At 70.5% G+C, this 26,285-nt stretch carries 24 protein-coding genes; 12 read left to right on the top strand and 12 right to left on the bottom strand.

What is annotated here, in order from left to right; translation table 11 throughout:
* The first annotated feature begins 225 nt into the window (after window positions 1-225).
* The 4 genes from AC07OH_RS29105 (at window position 226) to AC07OH_RS29090 (ending at window position 3,567) form a co-directional block, all read left to right on the top strand.
* Window positions 226-678, top strand: a complete 453-nt coding sequence (locus AC07OH_RS29105; protein WP_495303012.1) for a MarR family winged helix-turn-helix transcriptional regulator — start codon at window positions 226-228, stop codon at window positions 676-678.
* Between the two features lie 79 nt (window positions 679-757).
* Window positions 758-1,183 carry an organic hydroperoxide resistance protein gene (locus AC07OH_RS29100; RefSeq protein WP_062481095.1) on the top strand — a complete coding sequence of 142 codons (426 nt, stop codon included), beginning with the start codon at window positions 758-760 and terminating at the stop codon, window positions 1,181-1,183.
* Window positions 1,184-1,371: 188 nt separating this feature from the next.
* Complete coding sequence (locus AC07OH_RS29095; protein ID WP_159279529.1) at window positions 1,372-2,490, top strand: DUF2855 family protein; 1,119 nt, start codon at window positions 1,372-1,374, stop codon at window positions 2,488-2,490.
* 33 nt (window positions 2,491-2,523) lie between these two features.
* On the top strand, window positions 2,524-3,567 hold the full coding sequence (locus tag AC07OH_RS29090; RefSeq protein ID WP_495303011.1) for a serine/threonine protein kinase: 1,044 nt from the start codon (window positions 2,524-2,526) through the stop codon (window positions 3,565-3,567).
* Here AC07OH_RS29090 and AC07OH_RS29085 read toward each other — a convergent pair whose 3' ends face one another.
* Window positions 3,568-4,464: a LysR family transcriptional regulator gene (locus tag AC07OH_RS29085; RefSeq protein ID WP_354347780.1), complete on the bottom strand. Its 897-nt coding sequence runs from the start codon at window positions 4,462-4,464 to the stop codon at window positions 3,568-3,570.
* A 90-nt stretch (window positions 4,465-4,554) separates the two neighbouring features.
* Between AC07OH_RS29085 and AC07OH_RS29080 the strand changes: the two genes are divergently transcribed.
* Genes AC07OH_RS29080 through AC07OH_RS29060 form a run of 5 tightly spaced genes read left to right on the top strand, consistent with a single transcriptional unit; the run spans window position 4,555 to window position 9,902 of the window.
* On the top strand, window positions 4,555-6,264 hold the full coding sequence (locus tag AC07OH_RS29080; RefSeq protein WP_495303010.1) for an acyl-CoA dehydrogenase family protein: 1,710 nt from the start codon (window positions 4,555-4,557) through the stop codon (window positions 6,262-6,264).
* A gap of 33 nt (window positions 6,265-6,297) precedes the next feature.
* Entirely contained in the window at window positions 6,298-7,287 is a 990-nt protein-coding gene (locus AC07OH_RS29075) for a Bug family tripartite tricarboxylate transporter substrate binding protein (protein ID WP_495303009.1), read from the top strand.
* A 38-nt stretch (window positions 7,288-7,325) separates the two neighbouring features.
* Complete coding sequence (locus tag AC07OH_RS29070) at window positions 7,326-8,294, top strand: tripartite tricarboxylate transporter substrate binding protein (protein ID WP_495303008.1); 969 nt, start codon at window positions 7,326-7,328, stop codon at window positions 8,292-8,294.
* 16 nt (window positions 8,295-8,310) lie between these two features.
* Entirely contained in the window at window positions 8,311-8,757 is a 447-nt protein-coding gene (locus tag AC07OH_RS29065) for a PaaI family thioesterase (protein WP_495303007.1), read from the top strand.
* Window positions 8,754-9,902 (top strand): CaiB/BaiF CoA transferase family protein, encoded by a 1,149-nt coding sequence (locus tag AC07OH_RS29060; protein ID WP_495303006.1) that lies wholly within the window; start codon window positions 8,754-8,756, stop codon window positions 9,900-9,902. Before AC07OH_RS29065 ends, AC07OH_RS29060 begins: the two co-directional genes overlap by 4 nt.
* Before the next feature lie 5 nt (window positions 9,903-9,907).
* Here AC07OH_RS29060 and AC07OH_RS29055 read toward each other — a convergent pair whose 3' ends face one another.
* From AC07OH_RS29055 to htpG, 8 genes are read right to left on the bottom strand one after another with little or no spacing between them, the layout of a single operon-like run.
* On the bottom strand, window positions 9,908-10,906 hold the full coding sequence (locus tag AC07OH_RS29055; RefSeq protein ID WP_495303005.1) for a Bug family tripartite tricarboxylate transporter substrate binding protein: 999 nt from the start codon (window positions 10,904-10,906) through the stop codon (window positions 9,908-9,910).
* Window positions 10,903-12,108: a VWA domain-containing protein gene (locus tag AC07OH_RS29050; protein WP_492683632.1), complete on the bottom strand. Its 1,206-nt coding sequence runs from the start codon at window positions 12,106-12,108 to the stop codon at window positions 10,903-10,905. The genes AC07OH_RS29055 and AC07OH_RS29050 overlap by 4 nt, the downstream gene beginning before the upstream one ends.
* Window positions 12,105-14,453 (bottom strand): DUF5682 family protein, encoded by a 2,349-nt coding sequence (locus tag AC07OH_RS29045; RefSeq protein WP_495303004.1) that lies wholly within the window; start codon window positions 14,451-14,453, stop codon window positions 12,105-12,107. The genes AC07OH_RS29050 and AC07OH_RS29045 overlap by 4 nt, the downstream gene beginning before the upstream one ends.
* Before the next feature lie 13 nt (window positions 14,454-14,466).
* Window positions 14,467-15,546, bottom strand: a complete 1,080-nt coding sequence (locus AC07OH_RS29040; protein WP_062482644.1) for an AAA family ATPase — start codon at window positions 15,544-15,546, stop codon at window positions 14,467-14,469.
* Complete coding sequence (locus AC07OH_RS29035; RefSeq protein WP_495303003.1) at window positions 15,543-17,099, bottom strand: DUF5691 domain-containing protein; 1,557 nt, start codon at window positions 17,097-17,099, stop codon at window positions 15,543-15,545. Before AC07OH_RS29035 ends, AC07OH_RS29040 begins: the two co-directional genes overlap by 4 nt.
* Window positions 17,096-18,442 (bottom strand): SWIM zinc finger family protein, encoded by a 1,347-nt coding sequence (locus AC07OH_RS29030; RefSeq protein ID WP_495303002.1) that lies wholly within the window; start codon window positions 18,440-18,442, stop codon window positions 17,096-17,098. The genes AC07OH_RS29035 and AC07OH_RS29030 overlap by 4 nt, the downstream gene beginning before the upstream one ends.
* 58 nt (window positions 18,443-18,500) lie before the next feature.
* Entirely contained in the window at window positions 18,501-19,055 is a 555-nt protein-coding gene (locus tag AC07OH_RS29025; RefSeq protein ID WP_492686947.1) for a hypothetical protein, read from the bottom strand.
* Window positions 19,052-21,088 carry a molecular chaperone HtpG gene (gene htpG, locus AC07OH_RS29020; RefSeq protein ID WP_492683626.1) on the bottom strand — a complete coding sequence of 679 codons (2,037 nt, stop codon included), beginning with the start codon at window positions 21,086-21,088 and terminating at the stop codon, window positions 19,052-19,054. The genes AC07OH_RS29025 and htpG overlap by 4 nt, the downstream gene beginning before the upstream one ends.
* Window positions 21,089-21,312: 224 nt before the next feature.
* Here htpG and AC07OH_RS29015 point away from each other — a divergent pair, with 224 nt between their 5' ends.
* Window positions 21,313-21,810: a DUF3761 domain-containing protein gene (locus AC07OH_RS29015; RefSeq protein ID WP_495303001.1), complete on the top strand. Its 498-nt coding sequence runs from the start codon at window positions 21,313-21,315 to the stop codon at window positions 21,808-21,810.
* Between the two features lie 36 nt (window positions 21,811-21,846).
* On the opposite strand, the gene AC07OH_RS29010 is transcribed toward AC07OH_RS29015, so the two are convergent.
* Together AC07OH_RS29010 and AC07OH_RS29005 are read right to left on the bottom strand one after the other, a co-directional pair.
* Entirely contained in the window at window positions 21,847-22,896 is a 1,050-nt protein-coding gene (locus AC07OH_RS29010; protein ID WP_495303000.1) for an ABC transporter substrate-binding protein, read from the bottom strand.
* 57 nt (window positions 22,897-22,953) lie between these two features.
* The gene (locus AC07OH_RS29005) at window positions 22,954-23,862 is read right to left on the bottom strand and encodes a LysR substrate-binding domain-containing protein (RefSeq protein WP_495302999.1); all 909 of its coding nucleotides are present in this window, start codon (window positions 23,860-23,862) and stop codon (window positions 22,954-22,956) included.
* A 100-nt stretch (window positions 23,863-23,962) separates the two neighbouring features.
* Between AC07OH_RS29005 and AC07OH_RS29000 the strand changes: the two genes are divergently transcribed.
* Window positions 23,963-24,976: a zinc-dependent alcohol dehydrogenase family protein gene (locus tag AC07OH_RS29000; RefSeq protein ID WP_495302998.1), complete on the top strand. Its 1,014-nt coding sequence runs from the start codon at window positions 23,963-23,965 to the stop codon at window positions 24,974-24,976.
* Between the two features lie 188 nt (window positions 24,977-25,164).
* On the top strand, window positions 25,165-25,869 hold the full coding sequence (aqpZ, locus tag AC07OH_RS28995; RefSeq protein WP_056576749.1) for an aquaporin Z: 705 nt from the start codon (window positions 25,165-25,167) through the stop codon (window positions 25,867-25,869).
* Between the two features lie 24 nt (window positions 25,870-25,893).
* On the opposite strand, the gene AC07OH_RS28990 is transcribed toward aqpZ, so the two are convergent.
* Window positions 25,894-26,232 carry a hypothetical protein gene (locus AC07OH_RS28990; RefSeq protein ID WP_495302997.1) on the bottom strand — a complete coding sequence of 113 codons (339 nt, stop codon included), beginning with the start codon at window positions 26,230-26,232 and terminating at the stop codon, window positions 25,894-25,896.
* Between the last annotated feature and the right edge of the window lie 53 nt (window positions 26,233-26,285).

Genomic DNA, 26,285 nt, shown 5'->3' with positions numbered 1-26,285 from the left:
TGCGAGACCCCGCGAAACGTGAGCACCGCAGGTTGCCCGTAGCGAAGCGAAGGGTCGCAGACAGTGGGGTCGCCTTTCTTTTGCCTACTTTTCTTTGGCGAAGCAAAGAAAAGTAGGTCGCCCGCCGGGGCGAGTCCCGGCCTCGGGAAGCAAAACGACCACCAGCCCAAGTCACCCAAAACAACTACATTGCACACAATTGAATTGCGAACTACAATTCCCCCCATGCCAACGAAACCCAACACAGACGACCTTCTCAAGCTAGACAACCAGCTCTGCTTCGCCGTCTACTCCGCCTCCTTGGCAATGACCCGCCTCTACAAGCCGTTGCTAGAAAAGCTCCAGCTCACCTACCCCCAATACCTCGTGATGCTCGCCCTCTGGGAGCAAGACGGCCCCACCGTCACCGCCCTCGGCGAGCGTCTCTCGCTAGATTCCGGCACGCTGACCCCTCTGCTCAAGCGCCTCGAAGCCAACGGCTACGTAGCCCGAGTCCGCGACGTCGCAGACGAGCGCCGCGTCCACATCACGCTCACCACCGCAGGCCGCAAGCTCAAGTCCCGAGCCGCCAACGTCCCCGAGTGCCTCATGGCCGCCGCCGAATGCTCCGTCCCCGAGCTGATCGCCCTCACGCAGCAGATCCAGACCCTGCGCGACCGCATCCGCAAAGCCGCCTGACACACAAATCAGCCAGAGTTAGTTCCCCCGGCCTCCCCAGGAAGCCCTTTCACCACCCCCAAGCCCAAAGGAAATCACCATGACCACCAAGCTCGACAAAGTTCTCTACACCGCAGAAGCCCACACCGTCGGCGGCCGTGACGGCGCCGGCAAGTCCAGCGACGGCGCCATCGACGTCAAGCTGAGCTCGCCCGGTTCGGGCAAGCCCGGCACCAACCCCGAGCAGCTGTTCGCGGTCGGCTACGCCGCCTGCTTCATCGGCGCCATGAAGGCCGTCGGCCCGAAGATCAGCGTCAAGGTGCCGGAAGAGGTCGCCATCGACTCGAAGGTTTCCCTCGGCCCGACGAACGGCGGCGCGGCCTACGGCATCTCGGTGCAACTGGCGATCTCGCTGCCCGGCCTGGACGACGCACAGAAGAAGCTGCTGGTCGACACCGCCCACCAGGTCTGCCCGTACTCGAACGCCACCCGCGGCAACATCGACGTGGAACTGACGATCGTCTGATTCCGCTCTGACGGTTTCACGAAAAAAGCGCCCCGGCCCCAAGCCCGGGCGCTTTTTTCATGTCTGTCTCACGGGTGACGCCGAAACGCACGCCGAGATAGCGCCTTTCACCAAGCTTGGCTAATGTGGCCGCACGTCTCGCCCGTCCCGCCACCCGTCTTCAACACACACCCGTGGAGATCGACCCCATGAGCACCACCCACCTCCTGATCCGCAAAGACCAGCTGGCCACCGCGCGCCTGCACACCGACACCACCGAACGGCCACTGGCCGACGGGCAGGTGCGCGTGCGCATCGACAGCTTTGCGCTCACCTCCAACAACATCACCTACGCCGCCTTCGGCGATGCGATGAGCTACTGGCAGTTCTTTCCCTCCGAGGAAGAAGGCTGGGGCAGCATCCCGGTGTGGGGCTTCGCCAGCGTGGTGCAGTCGCAGCACCCGGGCGTGGCCGTGGGCGAGCGGATCTACGGCTACTGGCCGATGTCCACGAGCGCGGTGCTCAGCCCCGACCGGCTCTCGCCCTCGCGCTTCACCGACGCGGCGGCGCACCGCGCCGAGCTGCCCGCGGTCTACAACCAGTACTTCCGCTGCAACGCCGATCCGCTGTACACCACCGACACCGAAGACCTGCAGGCGCTGCTGCGCCCGCTGTTCATCACCTCGTGGCTGATCGACGACTTCATGGCCGACAACGACTTCTTCGGCGCCACCACCATGCTGCTGTCGAGCGCCTCGAGCAAGACGGCCTACGGCACGGCCTTCCAGCTGCACCAGCGCGACGGCATCGAAGTGGTCGGCCTCACCTCGCCCGCCAACGTGGCCTTCTGCCAGAGCCTGGGCTGCTACGACCGCGTGGTGACCTACGACGCGCTCGACACCATCGCGGCCGACACCCCCTGCGTGTACATCGACTTCGCCGGCAACGGCGAGCTGCGCACCGCGATCCACGAGCGCTTCACCAACCTCAAGTACAGCAGCTCGATCGGCGGCACGCACGTGGAGCAGCTCGCCGCCAAGGGCGCGGGCAAGAGCCTGACCGGCCCGCGCGCCACGCTGTTCTTCGCGCCGGCGCAGATCAAGAAGCGCACCACCGAATGGGGCGCCGACGAGTTCGGCCGGCGCATGGTGGCCGCGTGGCACCGCTTCCTGGCCACGGTGACCGACGCCAGCAACCCCTGGCTGCACACCGAGCACCACCACGGCGGCGAGGCGGTGCAGGCCGCCTACGCGCAGGTGCTGGCGGGCAAGGGCGACCCGCGCACCGGCCATATCCTTTCGCTTTACAAACAAGCGGGCGCTCGCTGACCCGCACGGGGCCCATGTGGCGACAATCGCCGCATGACCCCTTCTTCTGTCGCGCCCGCGAACACCCATCCTTACGAGAGCCTCACGCCCGACGTGGTGCTCGACGCGCTCGCGACACTCGGCCTGCACGGCGACGGCCGCCTCACCGGCCTGAACTCCTATGAAAACCGGGTCTACCAGGTCTACCTGGAAGACCCGAACCCCCATCCCGCGGTGGTGCTCAAGTTCTACCGCCCCGGCCGCTGGAGCGAGGCCGAGATCCTCGAAGAGCACGCCTTCTCGCTCGAGCTGGCCGCCGGCGAGGTGCCGGCCGTGCCGCCGCGGGCCTTCGACGGCAAGACGCTGCACCACCACGCCGGCTTTGCCTTCAGCGTGAGCCCCTACCGCGGCGGGCGCGCGCCCGAACTCGACAACTTCGAGGTGCTCGAATGGGTGGGCCGCTTCCTGGCGCGCATCCACACGGTGGGCAGCGCCAAGCCCTTCGAGGCCCGCCCCGCGCTCGACCTGCAGACCTTCGGGCTGGACTCGCGCGACTGGCTGCTCGAGAACGACAAGATCCCGCTCGACATGCAGCGCGACTGGGAAAAGATCTGCAACGAGGCGCTGGACATGGTCCGCGCCACCGCCCTGGCGCTGCAGCCGCCGGCCTCCGACTTCAAGCCCCGCAAGCTGCGCCTGCACGGCGACGTGCACCCCGGCAACATCCTGTGGACGCCCACCGACCGCCCCGGCGGCGGCCCGCACTTCGTCGACCTGGACGACGCGCGCACGGGCTTCGCGGTGCAAGACCTGTGGATGCTGCTGTCGGGCGACCGCGCGCAGCGCACGGCGCAGCTGTCGGGCCTGCTCGACGGCTACGAGCAGTTCCGCGAATTCGACCGCCGCGAGCTGGCGCTCATCGAGCCGCTGCGCACGCTGCGGCTCATCCACTACAGCGCCTGGCTGGCAAGGCGCTGGGAAGACCCGATCTTCCCGATCAACTTCCCGTGGTTCGGCTCCAGCGACTACTGGAAGGGCCAGATCCTCGTGCTGGAAGACCAGTGCGAGCAGATGGCCGAAGAGCCCCTCTACGCGTGATCACTGAGCGGCGTTCGCGGCCAGGCTCTGCGCCACGCCTTCGAGCAGCCGCTCGACCAGCACATTGACCGGCCCGGCGCGCCACACGCCATAAGCCTCCGACTGCGCCACCGCGCGGTCGAGCGGGCGGAACACCGCGCCGCGCAGCGCCGAGTGCCGCATCGCCTGCGGCACCAGCGCCACGCCCATGCCCTGCGACACCAGCGACACCACGGCCAGCCAGTGCCGCACCTCGTGGCGCACCTCGGGCAAGAAGCCCGCCTCGGCGCAGATCGACAGGATGCGCTCGTGGTAGTCGGGTGAGGCCTCGCGCGAGAACAGCACGAAGGGCTGGTCGCGCAGGTCGGCCGGCGCCAGCACGCGCTTGCGCGCCAGCGCATGGCCCGCGGGCAGGCAGGCCACGAAGGGCTCCGACAGCAGCAGCCGGTGCTGCAGCTCGGCCGGCATGCGGCTGGTGTGGACAAAGCCCAGGTCGAGCCGGTCGTGCAGCAGCTCGGCGATCTGCACGCCCGAATTGAGTTCGCTCAGCGTGATGCGCACCGCCGGATGCCGCGCCTGGAACGCGCGCAGCGCGGGCGGCAGGCCGCGGTAGAGCATGGCGCCCACGAAACCGATGCGCAGCCGGCCCGCCGAGCCGGTGGCCACGTCGCGCGCCTCCAGCGCGGCCTCTTCGGCCTGCAGCAGCACGCGCCGCGCCGACACGCGCAGCGCCTCGCCCGCGGGCGTGAGCCGCACTTCCTTGCTGTTGCGCTCGAACAGGCGCGCGCCCACCGAGTCTTCGAGCTGGCGGATCGCCACCGACAGCGGCGGCTGCGAAATGGCCAGCCGCCGCGCGGCGCGCCCGAAGTGCAGCTCCTCGGCGAGCACGGAGAAGTAGCGCAGGTGCCGCAGTTCCATGAATAGTCAAATCAAATCGTACAAGACCAAATCAATATTAGACACGGATCATTGCCCATCCAACAATGCGGCGAACCAGGAGACGCCCGCATGCCCACACCCGCTGCTTCCGCTGCCACAGCCGCCGCGCACCCGATCCCCGATCGCCACGGCCAGAACCTCTTCACCACCGACACCGAGCTGCACACGCTGCTCGCGCTGTACCTGCCCGAGGCCCTGCGCACGCACATGCGCCCGCACTTCGAGCGCCTGGGCGGCCTGGCGGGCGGCCTGCTGGACGACCTGGCCGGCACCGCCGACCGCAACCCGCCCACGCTGAAGCAGCGCACGCGCACCGGCATCGACGAGCAGAAGGTCATCAAGCACCCGGCCTACGTCGAGATGGAGCGCCTGGCGCTCAGCGAATTCGGCCTGGCCGCCATCTCGCACCGCGACGAGACGCTGGGCTGGAGCGGCAAGATGCCGCCGCTGGTCAAGTACGTGCTGACCTACCTGTTCGTGCAGGCCGAGTTCGGCCTGTGCTGCCCGGTCTCGATGACCGACTCGCTCACGCGCACGCTGAAGAAGTTCGGCGCGCCCGAGCTGGTCGCCAAGTACCTGCCGCGCCTGACCTCGCTCGACTTCGACGAGCTGGCACAAGGCGCGATGTTCATGACCGAGCAGGCCGCCGGCTCCGACATCGCCGCCACCGCCACCACCGCGCAGCGCCAGGCCGACGGCAGCTGGCGCCTGGCCGGCGACAAGTGGTTCTGCTCCAACCCCGACGCCGGCTTTGCGATGGTGCTGGCGCGCGCCGACGACGCGCCTGCGGGCATGAAGGGCGTGTCGCTGTTCCTGCTGCCGCGCGAACTGGACGACGGCAGCCTCAACCACTACCGCATCATCCGCCTCAAGGACAAGCTGGGCACGCGCTCGATGGCCAGCGGCGAGATCCGCCTCGAAGGCGCGGTGGCCTACCTCGTGGGCGAGGAAGGCCGCGGCTTCCAGCAGATGGCCGACATGGTCAACAACTCGCGCCTGTCCAACGGCGTGCGTTCCGCCGGCCTGATGCGCCGCGCGGTGGCCGAGGCCGAGTACATCGCCTCCGAGCGCCGCGCCTTCGGCCGCGCGCTGGAGCAGATGCCGCTGATGCAGCGCCAGCTCGACAAGCTGCGCGTGCCGTCCGAGCAGGCCCGCACCATGGTCTGCCAGACCGCGCAGGCGCTGGCACGCTCCGACGCCGGCGAGCCCGATGCGTACGCGCTGCTGCGCATCCTCACGCCGCTCATCAAGTTCCGCGCCTGCCGCGACGCGCGCCAGGTCACGGGCGACGCGATGGAAGTGCGCGGCGGCTGCGGCTACATCGAGGAGTGGAGCGACCCGCGCCTCGTGCGCGACGCGCACCTGGGCTCGATCTGGGAAGGCACCAGCAACATCGTGGCACTCGACGTGATCCGCGCTGTGAAGCGCGAAGGCTCGCTGCCCGTGCTGCGCGCGCACGTCGAGAAGCTGATCAGCGACGCCACCGAACTCACGCCGGCCTTTGCCGCCGCGCTGCGCGACACCATGGCGCGCGCCTGCGCCCTGGCCGAGACCGCCGCGCGCGAAGGCGGCGACGTGCTCGCGCGCCAGGCCGCCTCGGCGCTGTACCACTGCACCAGCGCTGCCGCGATGGCCTGGGAGGCCTCGGCCGGCGGCTCCGCCGCGCGCCTGCGCTGGGCCCAGCTGGTGCTGCTGCACCGCGTGCTGCCGCGCGACCCGCTGGCACCCGACGCGCTGCCCGCCGACTGGCACGCCGCGCTCGTGCGCACGGCCGCCTGAGCCCCTTTTCGAGAACAACGGAGACAAGACCCCATGCGACAACGACTCAGCCTCATCCTCGGCACCGCCTGCGCCGCGCTGCTGCTGGCAGCCACGCCCGCCGTGCACGCCCAGCCCGGCGCCTTCCCGACCAAGCCCATGACGCTGGTCGTGCCCTTCCCGCCCGGCGGCCCGACCGACGCGATGGCGCGCACGCTGGCCGCCGAGCTGCGCGACAAGCTCGGCCAGCCCATGATCGTGGAGAACCGCGCGGGCGCGGGCGGCAACATCGGCGCCGACTACGTGGCGCGCGCCGAGGTCGACGGCCACACGCTGCTGTTCGGCACCTCGGGCCCGCTGGCCATCAACGTGAGCCTGTACCGCAAGATCAGCTACGACCCGACGAAGAGCTTCGCGCCCGTGATCCAGGTCGGCTACCTGCCGAACATCCTGGTGGTGAACCCGGCCCTGCCGGTGAAGAACGTGGCCGAGCTGGTCGCCTACGCCAAGGCCAACCCGGGCAAGCTCAGCTACGCCTCGTCGGGCAACGGCGCCTCGTCGCACCTGGCAGGCGTGCTGTTCAACTCGGTGGCCGGCACCGACCTGCTGCACGTGCCCTACAAGGGCACCGGCCCGGCGCTCAACGACCTGCTGGGCAACCAGGTCAGCATGACCTTCACCGACATCCTCACCGCGCTGCCCTACGTCAAGGCGGGCAAGCTGCGCGCACTCGGCGTGGCCACCTCGGCCCGCTCGCAGGCGCTGCCCGAGGTGCCCACCCTCACCGAGCAGCTGCACAAGCCCTACGACGTGAGCGTGTTCTTCGGCATCGTCGCGCCGGCCGGCACGCCGGCCGACCGCGTGACCAAGCTCAACCACGCGTTCGCCGAGGTGCTCAACTCGCCGAAGGTCAAGCAGATGTTCGCCGCGCAGGGCCTGGAAGCCACGGCGGACACCTCTCCGCAGAAGCTGGCGCAGTTCATCGGCAGCGAAACGGCCAAGTGGAAGGACGTGGTGAAGAAGTCCGGCGCGCAGCTCGACTGACCGCCACGACGCACAAGAAAAAACAAGGAGACAAGAAGATGAAGACGCACCTGCTGTCACGCCTGATCGCTGTGACCGCGCTGTTCACCGCAGCCGGCGCCGCCACGGCCGAGACCTACCCGCAACGCCCCGTCACGCTGATCGTTCCGTACGCCGCGGGCGGACCCACCGACCAGCACCTGCGCGCCGTTGCCGACGAGGCCGCCAAGGCCCTCGGCCAGCCCGTGGTGCTCGACAACCGCCCCGGCGCGAGCGGCACCAACGGCGCCGCCGCGCTGGTGCGCGCCGCGCCCGACGGCTACACGCTGGCCGTGCTGCCGGCCTCGGTCTACCGCGAGCCCTTCATCAACAAGGTGGCCTTCGACCCCGCGCGCAGCTTCTCGTACGTGGTGATGCTGTCCGACTACACCTTCGGCCTCGCCGTGAAGGCCGACGCACCGTGGAAGACCTGGCAGGACTTCGCGGCCGATGCCGCACGCCGCCCGGGAAAGCTGAATGTCGGCGCCACCGGTGCGGTCGGCACGCCGCGCATCGTGATGGACGAGGCCGCCGAGATGGCGAAGGTCCAGCTCAACATGGTGCCCTTCAAGGGCGACGCCGAAGTGACCAACGCCATCCTCGGCGGCCACATCGACGCCGCGCCGCTCTCGGGCGTGGCCGTGCCGCACATCGACGCCGGCAAGATGCGCTACCTCGTGATGCTCACGCCGCAGCGCGTCAAGCGCTACCCGCAGGTGCCCACGCTGCGCGAACAGGGCGTGGACGCGGTCATCGATTCGCCCTACGGCATCGCCGGCCCCGCCGGCATGGACCCGGGGCGCGTGAAGACCGTGCACGACGCCTTCCGCAAAGCCTTGGCATCGCCCGCCGGCCTGCGCGTGCTGGAGCAACTGAACCAGCAGGCCAACGCGATGGACCCCGAGCAGTACCGCCGCTACGCGCTGGCCACCACCGCGCGCGAGAAGGAGCGCGTGGCGCGCCTGCGCCAGCGCGGCCTGCTTGACTGACCACAAGGTGCGCCGCATGCAGGACTCCGATTTCACCAACGAGCCAGCCGGCGTGCTGTTCGGCCTGCCCATGCCGATGGCCCGCGCCTTCGCGCTGCGCGGCGAGGCCATCGGCGACGAGCGCGCGCGCGTGCGCATGCCCTACAGCGCCGACCACACCAACAGCCGCGGCGACGTGCACGGCGGCGCGATCGCCGTGCTGTTCGACTGCGCGCTCTCCAGCGCCGTGCGCTCGCACGCGCCCACGGCCTTCGGCGTGGTCACCGTCGACATCACGGTGCACTACACCGCGCCCTGCGCCGGCGACGTGATCGCCACCGCCGTGTGCGAGCGGCGCGGCCGCGCGATGTGCTTCGCGCGCGGCGAGGCGCGCAACGCCGACGGCGAGCTGCTCGCGCTGGCCACGGGCACCTTCAAGCTGGTGCCGCGCACCGCTCCCTCTTCTTCCGAGTCCACCCCATGACCACCGCCCCTTCTTCGACCGGAGCCCTCGCGGGCATCCGCGTGCTCGACATCTCGCGCATCCTCGGCGGCCCGTACTGCGGCCAGATCCTCGGCGACCACGGCGCCGACGTGCTCAAGGTCGAGCCGCCGCAGGGCGACGACACGCGCACCTGGGGCCCGCCCTTCAAGGAGGGCGTGGCCTCGTACTACCACGGGCTGAACCGCAACAAGCGCGTGCAGCACCTGGACTTCTCGACCGAAGAGGGCCGCGAGGCGCTGCTGGCGCTGGTGGCCGAGGCCGACGTGCTGATCGAGAACTTCAAGACCGGCACGATGGAGCGCTGGGGCATCGGCTACGAGACGCTGTCGCAGCGCTTTCCGCGCCTGGTGTGGTGCCGCGTGTCGGGCTTCGGCGCCGACGGCCCGCTGGGTGCGCTGCCCGGCTACGACGCCGCCGTGCAGGCCATGACCGGCATCATGAGCATCAACGGCGAGGCCGACGGCGGCCCGCTGCGCGTGGGCCTGCCGGTGGTCGACATGGTGACCGGGCTCAACGCGGTGATCGGCGTGCTGCTCGCGCTGCAGGAGCGCCACCGGAGCGGGCGCGGCCAGTTCGTGGAAGCGGCGCTGTACGACAGCGGCCTTTCGCTGCTGCACCCGCACGCGGCCAACTGGTTCATGGACGGCACGGCGCCGCGCCGCACCGGCAACGCGCACCCCAACATCTACCCCTACGACGCGCTGGCCACGGGCACCGACCCGATCTTCGTGGCCGTGGGCAACGACCGCCAGTTCGCGAGCTTCTGCCGCTGCATCGACCTGCCCGCACTGGCCGACGACCCGCTGTACCGCACCGCCGGCGCGCGCTCGGTGAACCGCGACGGCCTCAAGCAGCAGCTCGAAGCCGCGCTCGCCGCCTTCGACGGCCGCACGCTGGTCGACCAGTTGATGGCCGCCGGCGTGCCCGCCGCGCCGGTGCTGTCGGTGGCGGCTGCGCTGCAGCATCCGCACACGCTGCACCGCGAGATGGTGGTGGAGATGGAAGGCGGCTACCGCGGCATCGGCGCGCCCGTGAAGCTCAGCCGCACGCCGGCCAGCTACCGCCATGCGCCGCTGACGCCGGGCGATTCCTTCCTGCCGAGCGACGACAGCGCGGGGCGCTGACCAGCTCAATCCAGCGAGAGCTTCAGCGCGCGGATCAGCGGATGCCAGCGCGCCGACTCGCGCGCCAGCAGGGTCTCGAACTCGGCCGGCGTGCCACCCACCGGCTCGACGCCGGCCTCGGCGAGGCGGCGCTGCACCACCGGGTTGTGCAGGGCGCTGGCCACCGCGCGCTGCAGCCGCGCCACCACCTCGGGCGGCGTGCCCGCCGGCGCTACGAGGCCGTGGAAGATCGCGGCCTCGACCTTCGGCAAACCCAGTTCCGCGAAGGTCGGCACGCCCGGCAGTTGGGCCAGGAGCGCGGGGTTCGCCACCGCGAGCACGCGCAGCCGGCCGCCCTGGATGAAGCGGCGCGCCGTCGCAAGCTCGCCCATCGCGAACGGCAACTGGCCGCCCGCCACCTCGACCAGCGCGGGCCCGGCGCTGCGGTAAGGCACGTGCACCATCTCCAGCCCGGCCTCGCGCGCCAGCAGCGCCATCGCGAGGTGCTGCGCGCTGCCGTTGCCGGCCGAGGCAAAACTGAAGCGGCCCGGAAAGGCGCGCGCGTCCTCGATGAAGGCACGTGCATCGCGCACGCCGCTGGCCGGGCCGACCAGCAGCACCATCGGCAGCCGCACCAGCTGCGTGACGGGCGTGAAATCGCGCGACGGGCTGTAGCTCAGGCTGCGGTACAGCGCCGGGTTGAACACCCACATGCCGTTGTCGGCCGACAGCACGGTGTGGCCGTCGGCCGGTGCGCGCGCGGCCTCGAGGGCGGCGAGCGCGGTGTTGCCGCCGGGGCGGTTCTCGATCTGCACCGGCTGGCCCGTGTCGATGGCGAGCTGGGCGCCGATGGCGCGCGCGACGACGTCGGCGATCGCGCCCGTCGGGAAGGGCACGATCCAGCGGATCGGGCGCGCGGTGTCGTCGGAGGGCTGTGCCCAGGCCGTGCCCGCCACCAGACCCACCAGACCCAGCGACGCGGCCAGCCGCCGCCGTGTCAGGTCCGGCAGGCGGCACGTCGTCACGGGGCGGCCCGGCTGGTTTTGAGGCCCTGCCCCGCGGCCCAGGTCGACACGTCCTCGCGCTTGATGGCCGCGGCCATGAGGCCGGGGAACGCATCGGGCGTGCAGGCGAACGAGGGCACGCCCAGGGCAGCGAGCTTGGCGGCCAGGTCGCGGTCGTACGAGGGCGCGCCCTCGTCGCTGAGCGCCAGCAGCGCGATGAACTGCACGCCGGCCTCCACCAGCTGGTGGGCGCGGCGCAGCAGGCCGTCTTCCACGCCGCCTTCGTACAGGTCGGAGATGAGGATCAGGATGGTGTTGCGCGGCTCGCGCACCAGCGTCTGGCAGTAGCCCACGGCGCCGTTGATGTCGGTGCCGCCGCCCAGTTGCACGCCGAACAGCAGGTCGACCGGGTCCTGCAGCTGCTCGGTCATGTCGACCACGGCGGTGTCGAACACCACGAGCTTGGTCGACACCGCCGGCAGGCTCGCCATCACCGCGCCGAAGATGCTCGAATAGACCACCGACGCGGCCATGGAGCCGCTCTGGTCGATGCACAGGATCACTTCGCGCTGCGGCTGGCGCGCCTTGCGCCCGTAGCCCACCAGCGTCTGCGGCACCACGGTGCGGTACTCGGGCTGCCAGTGGCGCAGGTTGGCGCGGATGGTGCGGTGCCAGTCGATCTCCGAATGGCGCGGGCGGCGGTTGCGCTGGCTGCGGTTGAGCGCGCCGCTCACGGCGCTGCGCATCGGCTCCTCCAGCTTCTTCATGAGCTCGTCGACCACCTTGCGCACCACGGCGCGCGCCGTGTCCTTGGTGCCGGCCGGAATCACGCTCGCCAGCGCGACGAGGTTGGCCACCAGGTGCACGTCGGGCTGCGCGTTCTCGAGCATCTCGGGCTGCAGCAGCATCTGGCGCAGGTTGAGCCGCTCCATCGCGTCGCGCTGCATCACCTGCACCACCTGGCTCGGAAAGTACTTGCGGATGTCGCCGAGCCAGCGCGCCACGCTGGGCGCCGAATCGCCCCGGCCGCCGCGCTGCCCGCCCTGGCCCAGGCCGCGCCGGCCGTCGGCTTCGTAGAGCGCGGCCAGCGCCTGGTCGATCTCGCGCACGCGGCCTTCGATGGCGCCGCAGCTGGCGTTGGCCTCGCTGCCGAGCACGAGGCGCCAGCGCTGCAGGCGGTCGGTGGGCGGCAGGGTCTCGTCTTCCATCGGGTTCGCGCTCATGCCTTCACTCCCAGCAGTTCCCGCAGCAGCGGCAGCGCGAGCACCGCGCGTGATTCGTCCCAGTCGGTGGCGGCCACGGCAGACGGCAAGGTGCCGCCGACGGCGCCGCGCTTGGCACGTTCACCGAGCGCACGTCGGTCGGCGCCCGAGAAGTCCGCGAAGCTGCGCCGCACCAGCGGCAGCACCTGCACGAAGTGCTCCTCGCCGAGCCCCGCGAGCCAGCCGTCGACCAGCGACCACACGGCATCGTCGTGCAGCAGCACCATCGCGTTGCGGTTGAGAAAGCCTTCGAGCCATGCCGCTGCATCGGTGGGCGGCGCGCCGGCCGAGAGGTTGCGCGCGAGTTGCTGCGAAGCGCCGTCGCTGTCGATCTGCGCATCGTCGAGCAGCAGCCGGCAGCTCACGCCGCGCAGCAGCGGCGCGCCGGTTTCGCCGAAGGCGATGGATCGCAATGCGTTGCGCCAGGCGGTGGTCGTTTCTTCGCCGTCGCGCAGGCGCACCGCGTCGTGCGCGCCGATGAGACGGGTACGCAGCGACTCGGCGGCTTCGGCGTCGAGCGCGCCGCAGGCGATCGGCAGGCCGATGGCGCCACGCACGATGAGGCTGTCGAGCACGTGCGAGAGCAGCGCGCTGTCGGTCTGGCGCACGCTGCCGTAGCGGAACACGTTGGCCAGCGGCGGCACGGCGCCGATGAGCTGCACGGCGTCGCCGGTGAGCGCGGCGCGGTCTTCGAGCGCGCGGGTCACGGCCTGCACGGCCACGGGCAGGTCGGCCAGCAGCACGGTGTCGACCTGCTCGGCCAGTGCGGTGAGCGAGGTCTCGGCCGCGAGCCCTTCCATCACGCGCGCGCTGGCGGCATGCGCCACGGTGGCGCCGAAGCGGCTGGCCTCGATGACGCGCAGCGCGAACTCGGGCTGCCACTGCAGCTGCCACACCTCGTGGAAGGTGCCGCGGCTCGCGCGCTGGCCGGCGGTGACCTCGCCCCATGGCAGGTCGAGCAGGCGCAGGCGGTGCAGCAGGTGGCTGCGCGCGAGGTCGTTGGGCTGGCGCAGGTCGAGGTCGAGCGTCTTCGCGGTGGCCTCGGGCTTCAGGCGCAGGCTCTTCTGCGCCTGTTCGAGGTCGCGCTGCAGCGGCACGGTGGGCACGTCGGCCGGCACCTGGCCCATGCGGTCGCCGACCGTGAGGCGTTCGCGGATGAGCGTGAGCGGCGCCTGCTCGCCCATGCAGATCACGCTTCGCACGGCCTCGTCGAGCTCGGGCAGGCCGGGCGCGGGGCGCTCGCGCAGCGCGGCCAGCGTGTCGGCCAGGCGCGTGGCCTCGATCAGGTGGGCGGAAGAGCAGTCGAGGTCGTGCTCGCGCAGCAAGCGCGCGACGCGTGCGAGCCAGCCGGTGCTGCGCCCCGCCACCTCGTGCCCCTGCTGCCACAGGTGTTCGTACCAGCCCGGCGAATCGATGCCCGCGCCATAGCCGCTGGCGCTCGTGAGGTGCCGGTACGTCCACGGCACCCAGGTCGCGAGCACCTTGAGCTTGGGCAGGCCCTTGAGCAGCGCCGCATCGGCCTTGGCGGTGGCCGCGCCCTGCAGCGCGGGCACGTGCCACGCACCGCACACGACGGCGATGCGCTGGTGACCGGCCTTGACGGCCTCGCGGATCGATTGCCGCATGAAGGCTTCGCGCCGCTGCTCGCGTTCCATCGCGCGCACGCCGCGCCGGTCTTCGGGCGTTTCGGCGCGCACGGCGGTCATGGCTTCGGCGATGGCGCCGAACAGGTCTTCGCCGTCGCCGCGTTCTTCGACCATGTGGTTCCACCAGCTCTCGCCATCGGCATAGCCGGCGGCGTGGGCGAGCCAGTCGAAGGGGTCGTCGGGCAGCGTGTGCGCCGCTTGTTCTTCCTCGGGGGCTTCGACCGTTTCGGCGACGGGCACCGTGTCGGTCTCGTCATCGCCGAGCGGTGTGTCGACAGGCCCTGCGGCCTTGGCCTCGTCGGCCGCTCGTGCGGCCTGCTCGATCGCCATGCGGTGCGCCTGCGGCAGGTCGATGAAGCGCGTGGGCACGCCGCGCGCGGCACCCCAGTGCAGCGCCTGCCATTCGGGCGAGAAGGTGGCGAAGGGATAGAAAGCGGCCAGGCCGGTGTCTTCGCTCGCGTGGATCAGCACCGCCACCGGCGGTTGCAGGTCGGCGTGCGCGAGAAAGGACAGCAGCGGCTCGGCCTCGGGCGGGCCCTCGACGAGGATGCAGTCGGGCTGCAGCGACTCGAAGGCGCGCAGCAGGCTGCGCGCACAGCCGGGGCCGTGGTGGCGGATGCCGAAGTAGTGCAGCGGCGAAGGCGCCGCGCTCGTGCTCATGCGCCGGCTCGCGTCAGAGTTGTTCTCGGCAGGCGCGGTACAGGTCCTTCCAGTCGGCCCGCTCCTTGACCACGGTCTCGAGGTATTCCTTCCACACCACCTGGTCCTGCACCGGGTCCTTGATGACCGCGCCGATCAGGCCCGAGGCCACGTCGGCCGAGCGCAGCACGCCGTCGCCGAAGTGGCCGGCCAGCGCCATGCCGCTGTTGATGACCGAGATGGCCTCGGCGGTCGAGAGCGTGGAGGTGGGCGACTTGATGCGCGTCTTGCCGTCTTCGGTCTGGCCGTTGCGCAGCTCGCGAAAGATCTGCACCACGCGGCGCACTTCCTGCAGCGCGGGCGGCTCGGCCGGCAGCGCGAGCGCGCGGCCCAGTTCGCCGACCCGCTTGACGACGATCTGCACTTCCTCGGCCTCGCTCGACGGCACCGGCAGCACCACGGTGTTGAAGCGGCGCTTGAGCGCGCTCGACAGCTCGTTCACGCCCTTGTCGCGGTTGTTGGCGGTGGCAATCACCGAGAAGCCGCGCGTGGCCTGCACCTCGGTGCCGAGCTCGGGCACGGGCAGCGTCTTTTCGGACAGCACGGTGATCAGCGAATCTTGCACGTCGGCCGGGATGCGCGTGAGTTCTTCGACGCGCGCGATCTTGCCCAGGCGCATGGCGTGCACCAGCGGGCTCGGCACCAGCGCTTTTTCCGAAGGGCCATGGGCCAGCAGTTCGGCGTAGTTCCAGCCGTAGCGCAGCTGCTCTTCGCTGGTGCCGGCGGTGCCCTGGATCAGCATCGTCGAGTCGCCACTCACGGCGGCCGCCAGGTGCTCCGACACCCACGACTTGGCCGTGCCCGGCACGCCGTACAGCAGCAGCGCGCGGTCGGTGGCGAGCGTGGACACGGCGATTTCCATCAGCCGCGAATTGCCGATGTACTTGGGGCTGACCTCGAAGCCGTTGGCCAGCTTGCCGCCCATCAGGTAGGTGAGCACGGCCCAGGGCGAGAGCTTCCAGTTGGCCGGGCGCTGGCGGTCGTCGACCTTCTGGAGCGCTTCGAGTTCTTCGGCGAATTGCTGTTCGGCATGCTGGCGCAGGACATTGCTCATGGACGGCCTTGGGAAGAGGTTGAAAGTGAGGAAGAAGAAGAAGGAAGAGTTGCAACCAGCCGGCGCGCGCGCACGATGCGCGCGGTGTCGGCCAGTGCGTTGGCGAGGCCGGGGCTTTCCTCGGCCGCGCGCGGCAGGTCGGCCAGCAGCGGCAGTGCATCGAGGTGCAGCAGCGCGGCGGCGGTGCCGAGCACCTGGCGCAGCACGTAGTCGTTGACGAGGTCGCCGCGCTCGACGCGCATGCGCAGCGCCTGGGCGATGCGCAGCGACAGCGCGGCCGAGGGCGTGTCGCCGGGCGCGCAGGCCTGGTCGGCAAACGCGACGACGTCCTGCACGCCCTGGCCGGCATCGCCGAGCTGCGTCGCCCAGTGGCGCTCGCGGCGCTCGCGCGGCAGCAGCGCCAGCAGCGGGCCCACGCCGCCACGATGGGCACGCGGGCGGTCGAGCAGCGCGTCGCACCAGTCGAAATCCGGCGCGGCCAGCACGGCCTCGTTCCAGCCGCGCAATAGCGCGTCATGCCAGTCGCCCTTGGCGGCCCAGTCGAGCAATGCGACGGGCGTCAGGCCGGTGCGCGCGGTCCACCACGCGAGTGGCATCTGGCGCACCAGTTGGTAGAGCCACCACGCGCGCTCGCCGAGGCTGTCGTGCGTGGGGCGCGCGGCGTCGATGGCGTCGTCCTTCCAGCGCGGGTCGGCGGCCTCGGGGGCGTTCAGTTGCCACGTCGCGCCTTGCGACGACAGCAGCGGCGCGAGGAAGGCCTCGACGCGCCGCACGTGCGCGCTGGCCGGCAGGCGCTGCAGCAGCTCGACCACGGTCTGGCGCACGTCGCGCGCGCGGTCTTTCAGCTGGGCTTCGAGCAGCGTTTCGTCGTCGGGGCCGAGGTTCTCGGCCAGTGCGCCGAGCAGCTCGGCGCGCTCCTTGGCGGGCAGTTGCGGCAGCTCGGCGGCGAGGCGTTCGCGCGCACCGGACGGGTCGTCGCGGCGTTGCTCGGCCAGCACGGCGCGGCGCTGGTCGATGCTGCCTTCGTCCCAGCGGGTCTGCGTGTCGGCCTGCGCGCTGGCGCCGACGGCGTAGCGCCAGTCGTCGTTGCGCGCGGCCAGCCAGCGCCCGCGTTCGCCGAGCGCGAGGACGACAGCGGGACGCAGTGCGGTGTCGCGGCGACCGGCATCGAGTGCGGCGGGCAGCAGGCTGGGCGGCAGGCGCCAGCCGGCGGTGGCGAGCACGGCCAGCACCTCGTGCTGCAGGCGCTGCGGGCCGCTGGCGAGTGCATCGGCGATCACGGCGAGCAAGGCGGGGTCGCCGAGCGCGGGGCAGGTGTCGTTGGCGGCGGGCGGTGCGTCGTCGGCGGAAAGGCCCGGCGCGACGAAGCCCGCACGGCGGCCCACGGCCACGGCGCCCGCGACGCGCAGCAGCACGCCCTGCGCGCAGTCGGTGGGTTGTTGCAGTGCTTGAAGCAGCGCGCCGAAATCGCCGGCCATGCCGTCGGCGGCCGGCACGGGTTGGCGTGCGGTGCCGACGAGGGCCGTCTGCAGCAAGGTATTCCAATGGCTCATGCGCGTGCTCCGCTCAAGGTCCAGACGGGTGTTCCACCCTCGGCCGCCCACGCCGTGAGCGGCGCGAACTGCTCGCCGTCCCATTCGCCGAAGACGCGCAGCGGCGCGCCGCCCGAATGCGCCAGCAACTGCCAGGCTTCCGCCGCGGCCAGCTGCATCGGCAGGGCCTGCGACGCGGCGCCCAGGCGCAGCCACCACTGGTCGCCGTGCCGCGCGGGCACGGCATCGGCCCACACCAGGGGCAGCAGCGGTTGCCACGGGTTGGCCGCGATCTGTTGGGCCATGCGTTGCCATTCGCCGGCTTCGTCATTGGCTGCGACAGGCGGTGCGGTCGATGCGGCCTCGGCCGGCAGTTCGGCCACCACCGCGCGCTGCGAGGCGTGGCCGGGATAGAAGCACAGCACGGCGGCGCGTTCGCTGCCGCTGACCCAGCCGGTCTCGAAGCCGCGTCCGCCGTGCGAGTAGTCGAGCAGCAGCGCGCGGCGTCCGCTCGCGCGGCCTTGCAGCCACACATGGCGCTCGACGAGTTTGGTGTCACGCTCGTCGAGGCACTGGCCCAGCACGAGCCAGTGGTCGCTCACGCGTTCGCCGTCGGCCAGCAGCGCCTCGCGGTCCTGCGGCCAGCCGAGCGCGGCGCGCAAGTCGGCGCGCGTGGCGGGCGACAGGCTGTCGCGGCGCGGCACCGCATCGACGATCAGTTGCAGCCGGCCCAGCCGGTCGAGCAGCCGCGCGGGCCAGCCCTCGCCGGCACCGATCAGTTCGGCCGCCTGCGTGATGCGCTGGCCGAGCCCCGGCGCCTGCGCGTCGACCATGCGCGCGGCCATGGCGGCCCAGCCCTCGGCCTGCTCGCTGCCGAGCGCGGCCAGGCCACGCTGGGTCTGGTCGTCGAGCCAGCGCGCGAGCTCCTGCACGCCGGCCTCGATGCGCTTCCAGCGCTGCGCGTCGCGCTTGGCGGCCGCGGCGGGATCGGGTGCGGCGGCCGGTTCGGCGGCGCGGGCTTCTTTCTTCTCGGCCTTCTCGCGGCGCGAGGCGAGCCAGTCGGCCACCCAGGGCGGCGGCGCGCCGGCGGTGAAGCTGGCTTCGCTCTGCGCGCGCAGCAGCAAGAGCGCCAAGCCGTGCTTGCAAGGGAACTTGCGGCTCGGGCAGGAGCAGCGGAACACGGGCCCCGACAGGTCGACCTGCGTCTGGTAGGGCTTGCTGCCGCTGCCCTGGCATTCGCCCCAGACGGCGTCGTCGGAATGCCCGAGCGTGGGCCACTTGGCGGGCGCGAGCAGGCCTTTGGCGGCCTTCGCGGAGGCGTCGTCCGGCGCGAGCGCGAGGACGGCTTCGGTACTGAGACTCATGGAAAGGGCAGCCTCGCGCCGGGCCGCGGCGCGGTCAGGGGTGGGAGGGGCGCGACCATCAGGGCGCGATGGGGTTGCCGGGCGTGCCTGCTTCGCCGGCCACGACCGCTGTTTTCGCAGCGGGGGCGCGGTAGGACACGCGTGCCGCCGGCACGGGTGTGGCGGCGATCGGTGGCGACGGCGACATCGGCCGCGTGACGCCGGCCTTGGTGACGCTGACAGGCGCGGTGGCCGTTGCCGAAGCAGGCACCACCACGCCAGGCGTCGCCTGCCCAGGCGCTGCGGGCGCCGTCTCGTACGGGTTGTGCAGCACCACGCTCTTGCCGACGCCTACGCCGGTACCGATCGGGCCGACACCAACGCCCACGCCGACGCTGGCCGAGCCAGTGACGGCGCCGTTGTCGTGCAGCGCCACGCCCGCGCCGAGCGGGCCCCAACCGGTGTTCAGGCCGACGGAGAAGTTGCCGTCCTTCGTGGCACCGAGCCCGAGCGAGAGCCCGGGCACCAGCGGGATGCCGATGTGATAGTGCGAACAGCCGCCCACCAGAAGCAACAGCAGCAGCGCCGAGGTGGCAGCCGCTGCGCGACGAACGATGCGCGGCCGGGCGTTCACACCAGCAGCGCGTTGACGCGCCTCACGTAGGCGGCCGGGTCGGCCGGCAGGCCGCCTTCGGCCAGCAGGGCCTGGTCGAACAGGATGTTCGCGAGGTCGTCGAAATGCGCGGAGCCTTCGAGCTTCTTCACCAGCGGGTGCTCGGCGTTGACTTCGAGCACGGGCTTCAGGTCGGGCGCGGGCTGGCCGGCCTGCTTGAGCATGCGCGCGAGCTGCGTGCTCATGCCGCCGTCTTCCACCACGAGGCAGGCGGGCGAGTCGACCAGGCGCGTGGTCACGCGCACGTCTTCGGCCTTGTCCTTGAGCGCCTCCTTCAGCTTCTCGAGCAGCGGCTTGAACGACTCGGCGGCTTCCTCGGCGGCCTTCTTCTCGGCCTCGTCCTGCAGCTTGCCCAGGTCGACCGCGCCCTTGGCCACGCTCTGCAGCGGCGTGCCGTCGAACTCGTTCAGGTAGTTCAGCGCCCACTCGTCGACACGGTCGGTCATGAGCAGCACCTCGATGCCCTTCTTCTTGAAGACTTCGAGCTGCGGGCTGTTCTTGGCGGCGGCGAGGTTGTCGGCCGTGATGTAGTAGATGGCGTCCTGGCCTTCCTTCATGCGCGCCTTGTAGTCGGCGAAGCTCACGCTCGCGACGTCGCTCGTGGTGGAGGCAAAGCGCAGCAGCTTGGCGATGCGGTCGCGGTTGCCCATGTCCTCGCCCAGGCCTTCCTTGAGCACCGCGCCGAACTCGGCGTAGAACTTGGCGAACTTGCCCGATTCGTCGGCGGCTGCGGCGGCCGTTTCAGCGGCCGTGGGCGTGTTCTTGTCGACCACGTCGGTCACACCTTCGGTCGGCTCGGGAGCCGGCACCGATTCGCCCGAACCCACATCGGTCTTGCCTTCGTTGCTGTCGGGCGCGGTCTTCTGCTTTTTGGCCAGGTCTTCGAGCATCGACAGCACGCGCTTGGTGCTGCCTTCGCGGATGGCCTTCACGTCGCGGCTTTCCTGCAGCAGCTCGCGGCTCACGTTGAGCGGCAGGTCGGCCGAGTCGATCACGCCCTTCACGAAGCGCAGGTAGTTGGGCAGCAGCGCCTCGGCGTCGTCCATGATGAAGACGCGCTTGACGTACAGCTTGACGCCCGCGCTCTTGTCGCGGTTCCACAGGTCGAACGGGGCCTTGGACGGGATGTACAGCAGCTGCGTGTACTCGGTGCTGCCTTCGACGCGGTTGTGGCTCCAGGCCAGCGGCGCCTCGAAGTCGTGGCTGATGCTCTTGTAGAACTCTTCGTACTGCTCGGCGGTGATGTCCTTCTTGGGGCGGCTCCACAGGGCGTTGGCCTTGTTCACCGTTTCCCACTCGCCGGTCTTCACCATGTCGCCGGGCTGGTCGTTCTCGCCGTCTTTCCACTCTTCCTTTTCCATCAGGATGGGCAGGGAGATGTGGTCGGAGTACTTGCCGACGATCTGCTTGAGCTTCCAGGCGTTGAGGTATTCGTCGGCGTCGTCGCGCAGGTGCAGCGTGATGCTCGTGCCGCGCGCGGCGCGCGTGATGTCGGCCACCTCGAAGTCGCCGGCGCCGCCGCTCACCCAGCGCACGCCCTGGTCGGCGGGCAGGCCCGCGCGGCGCGACTCGACCGTGATCTTGTCGGCCACGATGAAGCCCGAATAGAAGCCCACGCCGAACTGGCCGATGAGCTGTGCGTCGGCCTTCTGGTCGCCGCTCAGGCGGCTCATGAAGTCTTTGGTACCACTCTTGGCGATGGTGCCCAGGTTGTCGATGGCTTCCTGGCGCGACAGGCCGATGCCCTTGTCGGTGATGGTGAGGGTGCGCGCGGCCTTGTCGAACGACAGGCGCACGTCGAGATCGGGCTGGTCTTCGTAGAGCTCGGGGTGGTCGAGCGCCTCGAAGCGCAGCTTGTCGCACGCGTCGGACGCGTTCGAGATCAGCTCGCGCAGGAAGATTTCCTTGTTGGAGTACAGCGCATGCGTGACGAGGTGCAGCAGTTGCGCGACTTCAGCCTGGAACGGGAGTTTGGTATTGGAGGAATCAGCCATGGGAAAGAAGGATATCGGAGCCGAAAAATTCTAAGCCGGGTCGCCTCGGCGGCACGCCCGGATCGCCCGCTTGGCAAGCGGCCGGCCGGGCACGGGAAAGCAGCATTCTTCCCCATCCGTGGCGCAGTTCACGCCGCGGCCCCCGATGGCGCAGCAAGTCAGGTGGTGCTGGGATCAGGCGCGGAAGCTCGGCCGCCTTACCACCTGCCTCCGAAGGGATTCTCATGACGACAAATTTCAATGCCCTGTTCCTGGCCTGCGCGGGCCTGGCCTTCACCGCCCTGTCAGCCCAGGCCCAGGTGCCGGCCGATGCACCGGCGGGCACCACGGTGCAGTGCAAGGACGGCAGCTATGCCTCGCCGGACACGAAGTCGGGCGCCTGCCGCGGCCACAAGGGCATCCAGACCTGGTACGGCAAGGAGGCCAAGGCCGCAGCTGCGGCACCCGCAACCGCCCCCACGCCTGCGGCTGCACCCGCCGCCCCGGCAGCGCCGGCCCCGACCGCGGGTGCCGCGACCAAGGCGCCTGGCGCGCCTGATCCCTCGAAGATGACTGCGGCACCCGGTGGCGGCGCCGGCAAGGTCTGGGCCAACGACCAGACCAAGGTCTACCACTGCATGGGCGACCGCTACTACGGCAAGACCAAGAAGGGCGAGTACCTGACGGAGGCCGATGCCAAGGCCAAGGGCATGCACGCCGCGCACAACAAGGCCTGCTCGTAAGGCACGCCTGTTGCGTCCCCGGAGCCCGGCGACGGGCTACCGGGGCTGCGACTCGACTTCGCGCGTCCAACGGTCGATGAGCCGCTTGCGCTCGGCCGCCTTGCCGTACTTCTCGAAGTCGTACTTGATGAGCTTCACGCTCTCCATCGACGGAATGCGCGGATCGGGCTTGAAGGTCTTGTTGGCCGGCGACTGCAGGCTGCCGGCCTTGGCGCCGATGGACTGGCCCGCGGGGCTCATGAGCCAGTCGTAGTAGCGCTTGGCGTTCTCCTTGTTGCGCGCGCCCTTCACGAGCGCGATGCCGCCGATCTCGAAGCCCGTGCCTTCGCAGGGCGCGGCGGTCTTCACCGGAAATTTTTCGTGCCGCCAGCGCTCGAAACCGAAGATGAAGCTCACGCCGATCGCCACCTCGCCCTTGGCCACGTTGGGCGCCTGGGCCTGGCCGCTGCGCGTGTAGCTGGTGACGTTCCTGTGCAGCTTCTTCAGGTACTCGAACGCGGGCTCCTCGCCCATCTGCTGCACCAGCCCCGCGATGACGGTGTAGGCCGTGCCGCTGGTGGCGGGGTGCGAGATTTCGATCTCGCCCTTGTACTCGGGCTTGATGAGGTCGGCCCAGCACTTCGGCTCGGCGAGCTTCTTTTTCTTCAGCAGGTCGGTGTTGAAGCCGAAGCCCATGGCGCTCGTGTAGAAGCCGCCCACCATGTTCTGCGACATGGCGTACTGGCGCACCGACCAGTCGTGCAGGTCGTTGATGTAGGCCGGCCGGTAGGGCTCGAGCAGGCCCTGTTCGGCGGCCTGCAGGAACGGGTCGCCCGTGCCGCCCCACCAGAGGTCGGTCTTGGGGTTGGCGGCTTCGGCGCGCAACTGCGCACCGATTTCGCCGGTGCCCTTGTGGGCCTGCTGCACCTTGATGCCGGTCTCACGCGTGAAGGCCGTGGCGGCCGCCTCGCACCAGCCCACGTCGGTGCTGCACAGCGCGTTGACGGTGCCTTGCGCGGCGGCCAGCGGCGCCCCGAGCAGGAGCACCGCGCCCAGGCAGGCGGTGGCCAGGGCACGCACGGTGTGTGGCGGGGCGAATGAAGGCATGCGCAGGTCTCCTCGTTGTTTGAAAGCGCAGGATAGCGCCCGTCTGCGTTCGTGGGCTCAGCGTGTCGCCAGCAGCGGCGGCAGGTGTTCCACCAGCCAGTCGATCACCACGCGCGTCTTCAGCGGCAGGTAGCGGCTCGGCGTGCGGATCACGTGCAGCGGAAAACCGAAAGGCTCGGGCTCGTCGAACACGCGCACCAGCGTGCCGGCCGCGAGCGCGTCGGCCGCCAGCCAGGCCGGCAGCCGCGCCAGGCCCATGCCGCCGATGGCGGCCTCCAGCAGCACCTCGGCGCTGTCGCAGCGCAGCCGCGAGGGCAGCGCGGCCTCCACCATCGCGTCGCCTTCGCGAAAACGCCAGGGCGAGACCTGCCCGTCGCGGGCGTAGTACACGGCCTCGTGCGGCGCGACCAGTGCCGCGAAGTCGCGCGGATGGCCACGCTCGGCCAAGTACGCGGGCGCGGCGCACAGCAGCATCCACTGCACGCCGACGGGCCGCGCCACGAGCCCCACGCTGTCGTCGAGCTCGCCGCTGCGGATGGCCAGGTCGAGCCCCTCTTCCACGAGGTCGACGCGCCGGTCGTTGAAGGCCAGTTCCAGCGACAGCTGCGGATGCTGGCGCGCCAGGGCCAGCAGCAGCGGCCCGACCTTGAGCCGCCCCAGCATCGCCGGCATGCTCAGGCGCACGAGGCCGGTGGCCGTGTGGCGCGCGGCATCGGTGAGCGCCTCGGCCGCCTCCAGCTCGGCCAGCGCGCGGCGGCAGCGCTCGTAGTAGCCGTGCCCTTCCTCGGTAAGGCTCTGGCTGCGCGTGGTGCGCAGGAACAGGCGCGTGTCCAGCCGCGCCTCGAGCCGCGCGATGCTCTTGGCAACCGCCGAACGGGTGACGTGCAGGCGCTGCGCGGCGAGCGCGAAGCTGCCCGCCTCCACCGCCGCGACGAACTCCTCGATGCCTTGCAGGCGTTGGCTCATTGGATACTTTCAAGCACCATTCTTCGGAAAATTATCCACCACCGGATCGTTTTCCTCGTCAATAGCATCGAGGCCGATCTTTTCCGATGGAGCCTTTCCGATGCAAGAACCCGACGTGCTGCGCCGCTGGCAGCTTCCCCGACTGGGCCGCGCCCACCTCGCGCAGGCCGAAGCGCCCATGCCCTCGCCGGGCGCGGGCCAGATCCTCGTGCGCGTGGGCGCGGTGGCGCTCAACTACCGCGACCTGCTCATGGTGCGCGACGGCATGGGCATGGCGCTCGAGTTGCCCTTCACGCCCGGCTCGGACATGGCGGGCACGGTGGTGGCCGTGGGCCCCGGCGTGCGCCGCTTCGCCGTGGGCGACCGCGTGATCAACACCTTCTGGGGCGGCTGGACCGACAGCCACTGGCACGCCGACACCACGCTGCTCGGCGGCCCCGGACCGGGCATGCTGGCCTCGCACGTGTGCATCGATGCGAACTGGGCCGTGGCCGCGCCCGCCACGCTGAGCCTCGAAGAAGCGAGCACGCTGCCGTGCGCCGGCCTCACGGCGTGGTTCGCGCTGGTGGAAACCGGCGCCCTGCGCGCGGGCGAGACGGTGCTGGTCCACGGCACCGGCGGCGTCGCGCTGTTCGGCCTGCAGCTCGCGCGGCTGCATGGCGCGCAGGCCATCGTGGTGACGGGCAGCGCCGACAAGCAGGCCGCGGCGCGCGCGCTCGGCGCCACGCACGTGCTGGCGCGCGACAGCGACTGGCCCGCCGAAGTGCGCCGGCTCACGCACGGGCGCGGCGCCGACCACGTGCTCGAACTCTCCAGCGGCCCCGACCTCGACCGCTCGCTGCAGGCCGTGAAGCAGGGCGGGCGCGTGTCGATCATCGGCATGCTCAGTGGCGACACGCTGAGCGCGTCGTTCTACGCGATGGTGCTCGGCCGCGTGACGGTGCAGGGCATCGGCGTCGGCCACCGGCGCGCGCTCGAAGAACTCGTGCGCGCGGTCGATGCGAACGCGCTCAAGCCGGTGATCGCCGCGCGCTACGGCTTCGACGCGCTGCCCGCCGCGCTCGACCACCTGGAACGCGGCGCGTTCGGCAAGGTCGTCGTGACGATGGCATGACGACGATGTGACGCGGCCTCGCCTTCGCCCGACCATTTGCAAATGCTGCAGGGCACAAATCCACAGCATTCGTGAACAGTTGCCGCTAAGCGCGCCGGTTTGCTCGACGCCTCCATTTCCCGTTCCTAGAATGCGGCCCGCGTTCGGCCCCCGCCGAGCGTGCTTTCTCAACTTCAGGATGGAGCGTTATGGAACACAGTACCTACAAAAAGTGGTCTGCAGAATTCATTGGTACTTTCTGGCTCACGCTCGGAGGCTGCGGAAGCGCAGTTCTGGCGGCGGCCTTTCCGGGCGTCGGCATCGGCCTGCTCGGCGTCTCGCTGGCCTTCGGCTTGACGGTGGTCACCGGCGCCTATGCGCTCGGTCCGATCTCGGGCGGCCACTTCAACCCGGCCGTGTCGATCGGCCTCGCAGCCGCAGGCCGCTTCAAGGCCGGGCAGCTGCCGGGCTACATCGTGTCGCAGGTGCTGGGTGCCATCGCCGCAGCCGGCGTGCTGTACCTGATTGCCACCGGCAAGCCGGGCGCGGACATCGGTGGCTTTGCCACCAACGGCTACGGCGAGCACTCGCCCGGCAAGTACGGCATGACGGCCGCGCTCATCAGCGAAGTGGTGATGACCGCCGTGTTCCTGATCGTGATCCTGGGTGCCACCGCCAAGCGCGCGGCGGCCGGCTTCGCGGGCATGGCCATCGGCCTGTGCCTGACGCTGATCCACCTGGTGTCGATCCCCGTGACCAACACCTCGGTGAACCCGGCGCGCAGCACCGGCCCGGCGCTGTTCGGCCCGTCGTACGCGGTGTCGGAGCTGTGGCTGTTCTGGGTCGCCCCGATCGCGGGCGCGATCATCGGCGCGGTGATCTACCGCGCACTGCTCAGCAGCAACGACGACTGAGCTGGTAAGTCCCTGGCAGCGGAATCAGCTTCCGCTGCCCGACTTCACCATCGGCAGTGAAGTCGATTGCCCGATGGGCTCGGTGCCCGTCGGGTGCGAGGCCGCATAGGCGCCGGCCTGGATGTCGGACACCGGGGTCATCGCATTGACTGCCGGCGCCGACGTCGACTGGCCAATGGGCTCCGTGCCGCTCGGACGTGCCGCCGCCATCGCGCCGGCCTGCACTTCCGGGTTCTCCGGCGAATTCATCTGCAGCGGGTGGAAGTCCGAACCGTCGGTGGTTTCGGCTGAGGCGTTGACCGTGCCCAGCGCCGCGAACGCGGTGAAGGAAGCAACGGCGAGAAGCTTGAACGAAGTGCGCATGGTGTGTTCTCCTGAGGGCAGGTTGTCTCCGGTCCAGTGCCGTCGCGCGGACC

It is taken from the genome of Variovorax sp. GW821-FHT10C12 (assembly GCF_059415405.1).
The sequence above is the reverse complement of the archived record's forward strand: the minus strand, read 5'-3'. Positions and strand labels throughout refer to the sequence as shown.

Bases quoted from the DNA above. Each gene is read 5' to 3' on its own strand.
- AC07OH_RS29105 (WP_495303012.1), top strand. From the start codon at position 226: ATGCCAACGAAACCCAACACAGACGACCTTCTCAAGCTAGACAACCAG.
- AC07OH_RS29100 (WP_062481095.1), top strand. From the start codon at position 758: ATGACCACCAAGCTCGACAAAGTTCTCTACACCGCAGAAGCCCACACC.
- AC07OH_RS29095 (WP_159279529.1), top strand. From the start codon at position 1,372: ATGAGCACCACCCACCTCCTGATCCGCAAAGACCAGCTGGCCACCGCG.
- AC07OH_RS29090 (WP_495303011.1), top strand. From the start codon at position 2,524: ATGACCCCTTCTTCTGTCGCGCCCGCGAACACCCATCCTTACGAGAGC.
- AC07OH_RS29085 (WP_354347780.1), bottom strand. From the start codon at position 4,464: ATGGAACTGCGGCACCTGCGCTACTTCTCCGTGCTCGCCGAGGAGCTG.
- AC07OH_RS29080 (WP_495303010.1), top strand. From the start codon at position 4,555: ATGCCCACACCCGCTGCTTCCGCTGCCACAGCCGCCGCGCACCCGATC.
- AC07OH_RS29075 (WP_495303009.1), top strand. From the start codon at position 6,298: ATGCGACAACGACTCAGCCTCATCCTCGGCACCGCCTGCGCCGCGCTG.
- AC07OH_RS29070 (WP_495303008.1), top strand. From the start codon at position 7,326: ATGAAGACGCACCTGCTGTCACGCCTGATCGCTGTGACCGCGCTGTTC.
- AC07OH_RS29065 (WP_495303007.1), top strand. From the start codon at position 8,311: ATGCAGGACTCCGATTTCACCAACGAGCCAGCCGGCGTGCTGTTCGGC.
- AC07OH_RS29060 (WP_495303006.1), top strand. From the start codon at position 8,754: ATGACCACCGCCCCTTCTTCGACCGGAGCCCTCGCGGGCATCCGCGTG.
- AC07OH_RS29050 (WP_492683632.1), bottom strand. From the start codon at position 12,108: ATGAGCGCGAACCCGATGGAAGACGAGACCCTGCCGCCCACCGACCGC.
- AC07OH_RS29045 (WP_495303004.1), bottom strand. From the start codon at position 14,453: ATGAGCACGAGCGCGGCGCCTTCGCCGCTGCACTACTTCGGCATCCGC.
- AC07OH_RS29040 (WP_062482644.1), bottom strand. From the start codon at position 15,546: ATGAGCAATGTCCTGCGCCAGCATGCCGAACAGCAATTCGCCGAAGAA.
- AC07OH_RS29035 (WP_495303003.1), bottom strand. From the start codon at position 17,099: ATGAGCCATTGGAATACCTTGCTGCAGACGGCCCTCGTCGGCACCGCA.
- AC07OH_RS29030 (WP_495303002.1), bottom strand. From the start codon at position 18,442: ATGAGTCTCAGTACCGAAGCCGTCCTCGCGCTCGCGCCGGACGACGCC.
- htpG (WP_492683626.1), bottom strand. From the start codon at position 21,088: ATGGCTGATTCCTCCAATACCAAACTCCCGTTCCAGGCTGAAGTCGCG.
- AC07OH_RS29015 (WP_495303001.1), top strand. From the start codon at position 21,313: ATGACGACAAATTTCAATGCCCTGTTCCTGGCCTGCGCGGGCCTGGCC.
- AC07OH_RS29010 (WP_495303000.1), bottom strand. From the start codon at position 22,896: ATGCCTTCATTCGCCCCGCCACACACCGTGCGTGCCCTGGCCACCGCC.
- AC07OH_RS29005 (WP_495302999.1), bottom strand. From the start codon at position 23,862: ATGAGCCAACGCCTGCAAGGCATCGAGGAGTTCGTCGCGGCGGTGGAG.
- AC07OH_RS29000 (WP_495302998.1), top strand. From the start codon at position 23,963: ATGCAAGAACCCGACGTGCTGCGCCGCTGGCAGCTTCCCCGACTGGGC.
- aqpZ (WP_056576749.1), top strand. From the start codon at position 25,165: ATGGAACACAGTACCTACAAAAAGTGGTCTGCAGAATTCATTGGTACT.
- AC07OH_RS28990 (WP_495302997.1), bottom strand. From the start codon at position 26,232: ATGCGCACTTCGTTCAAGCTTCTCGCCGTTGCTTCCTTCACCGCGTTC.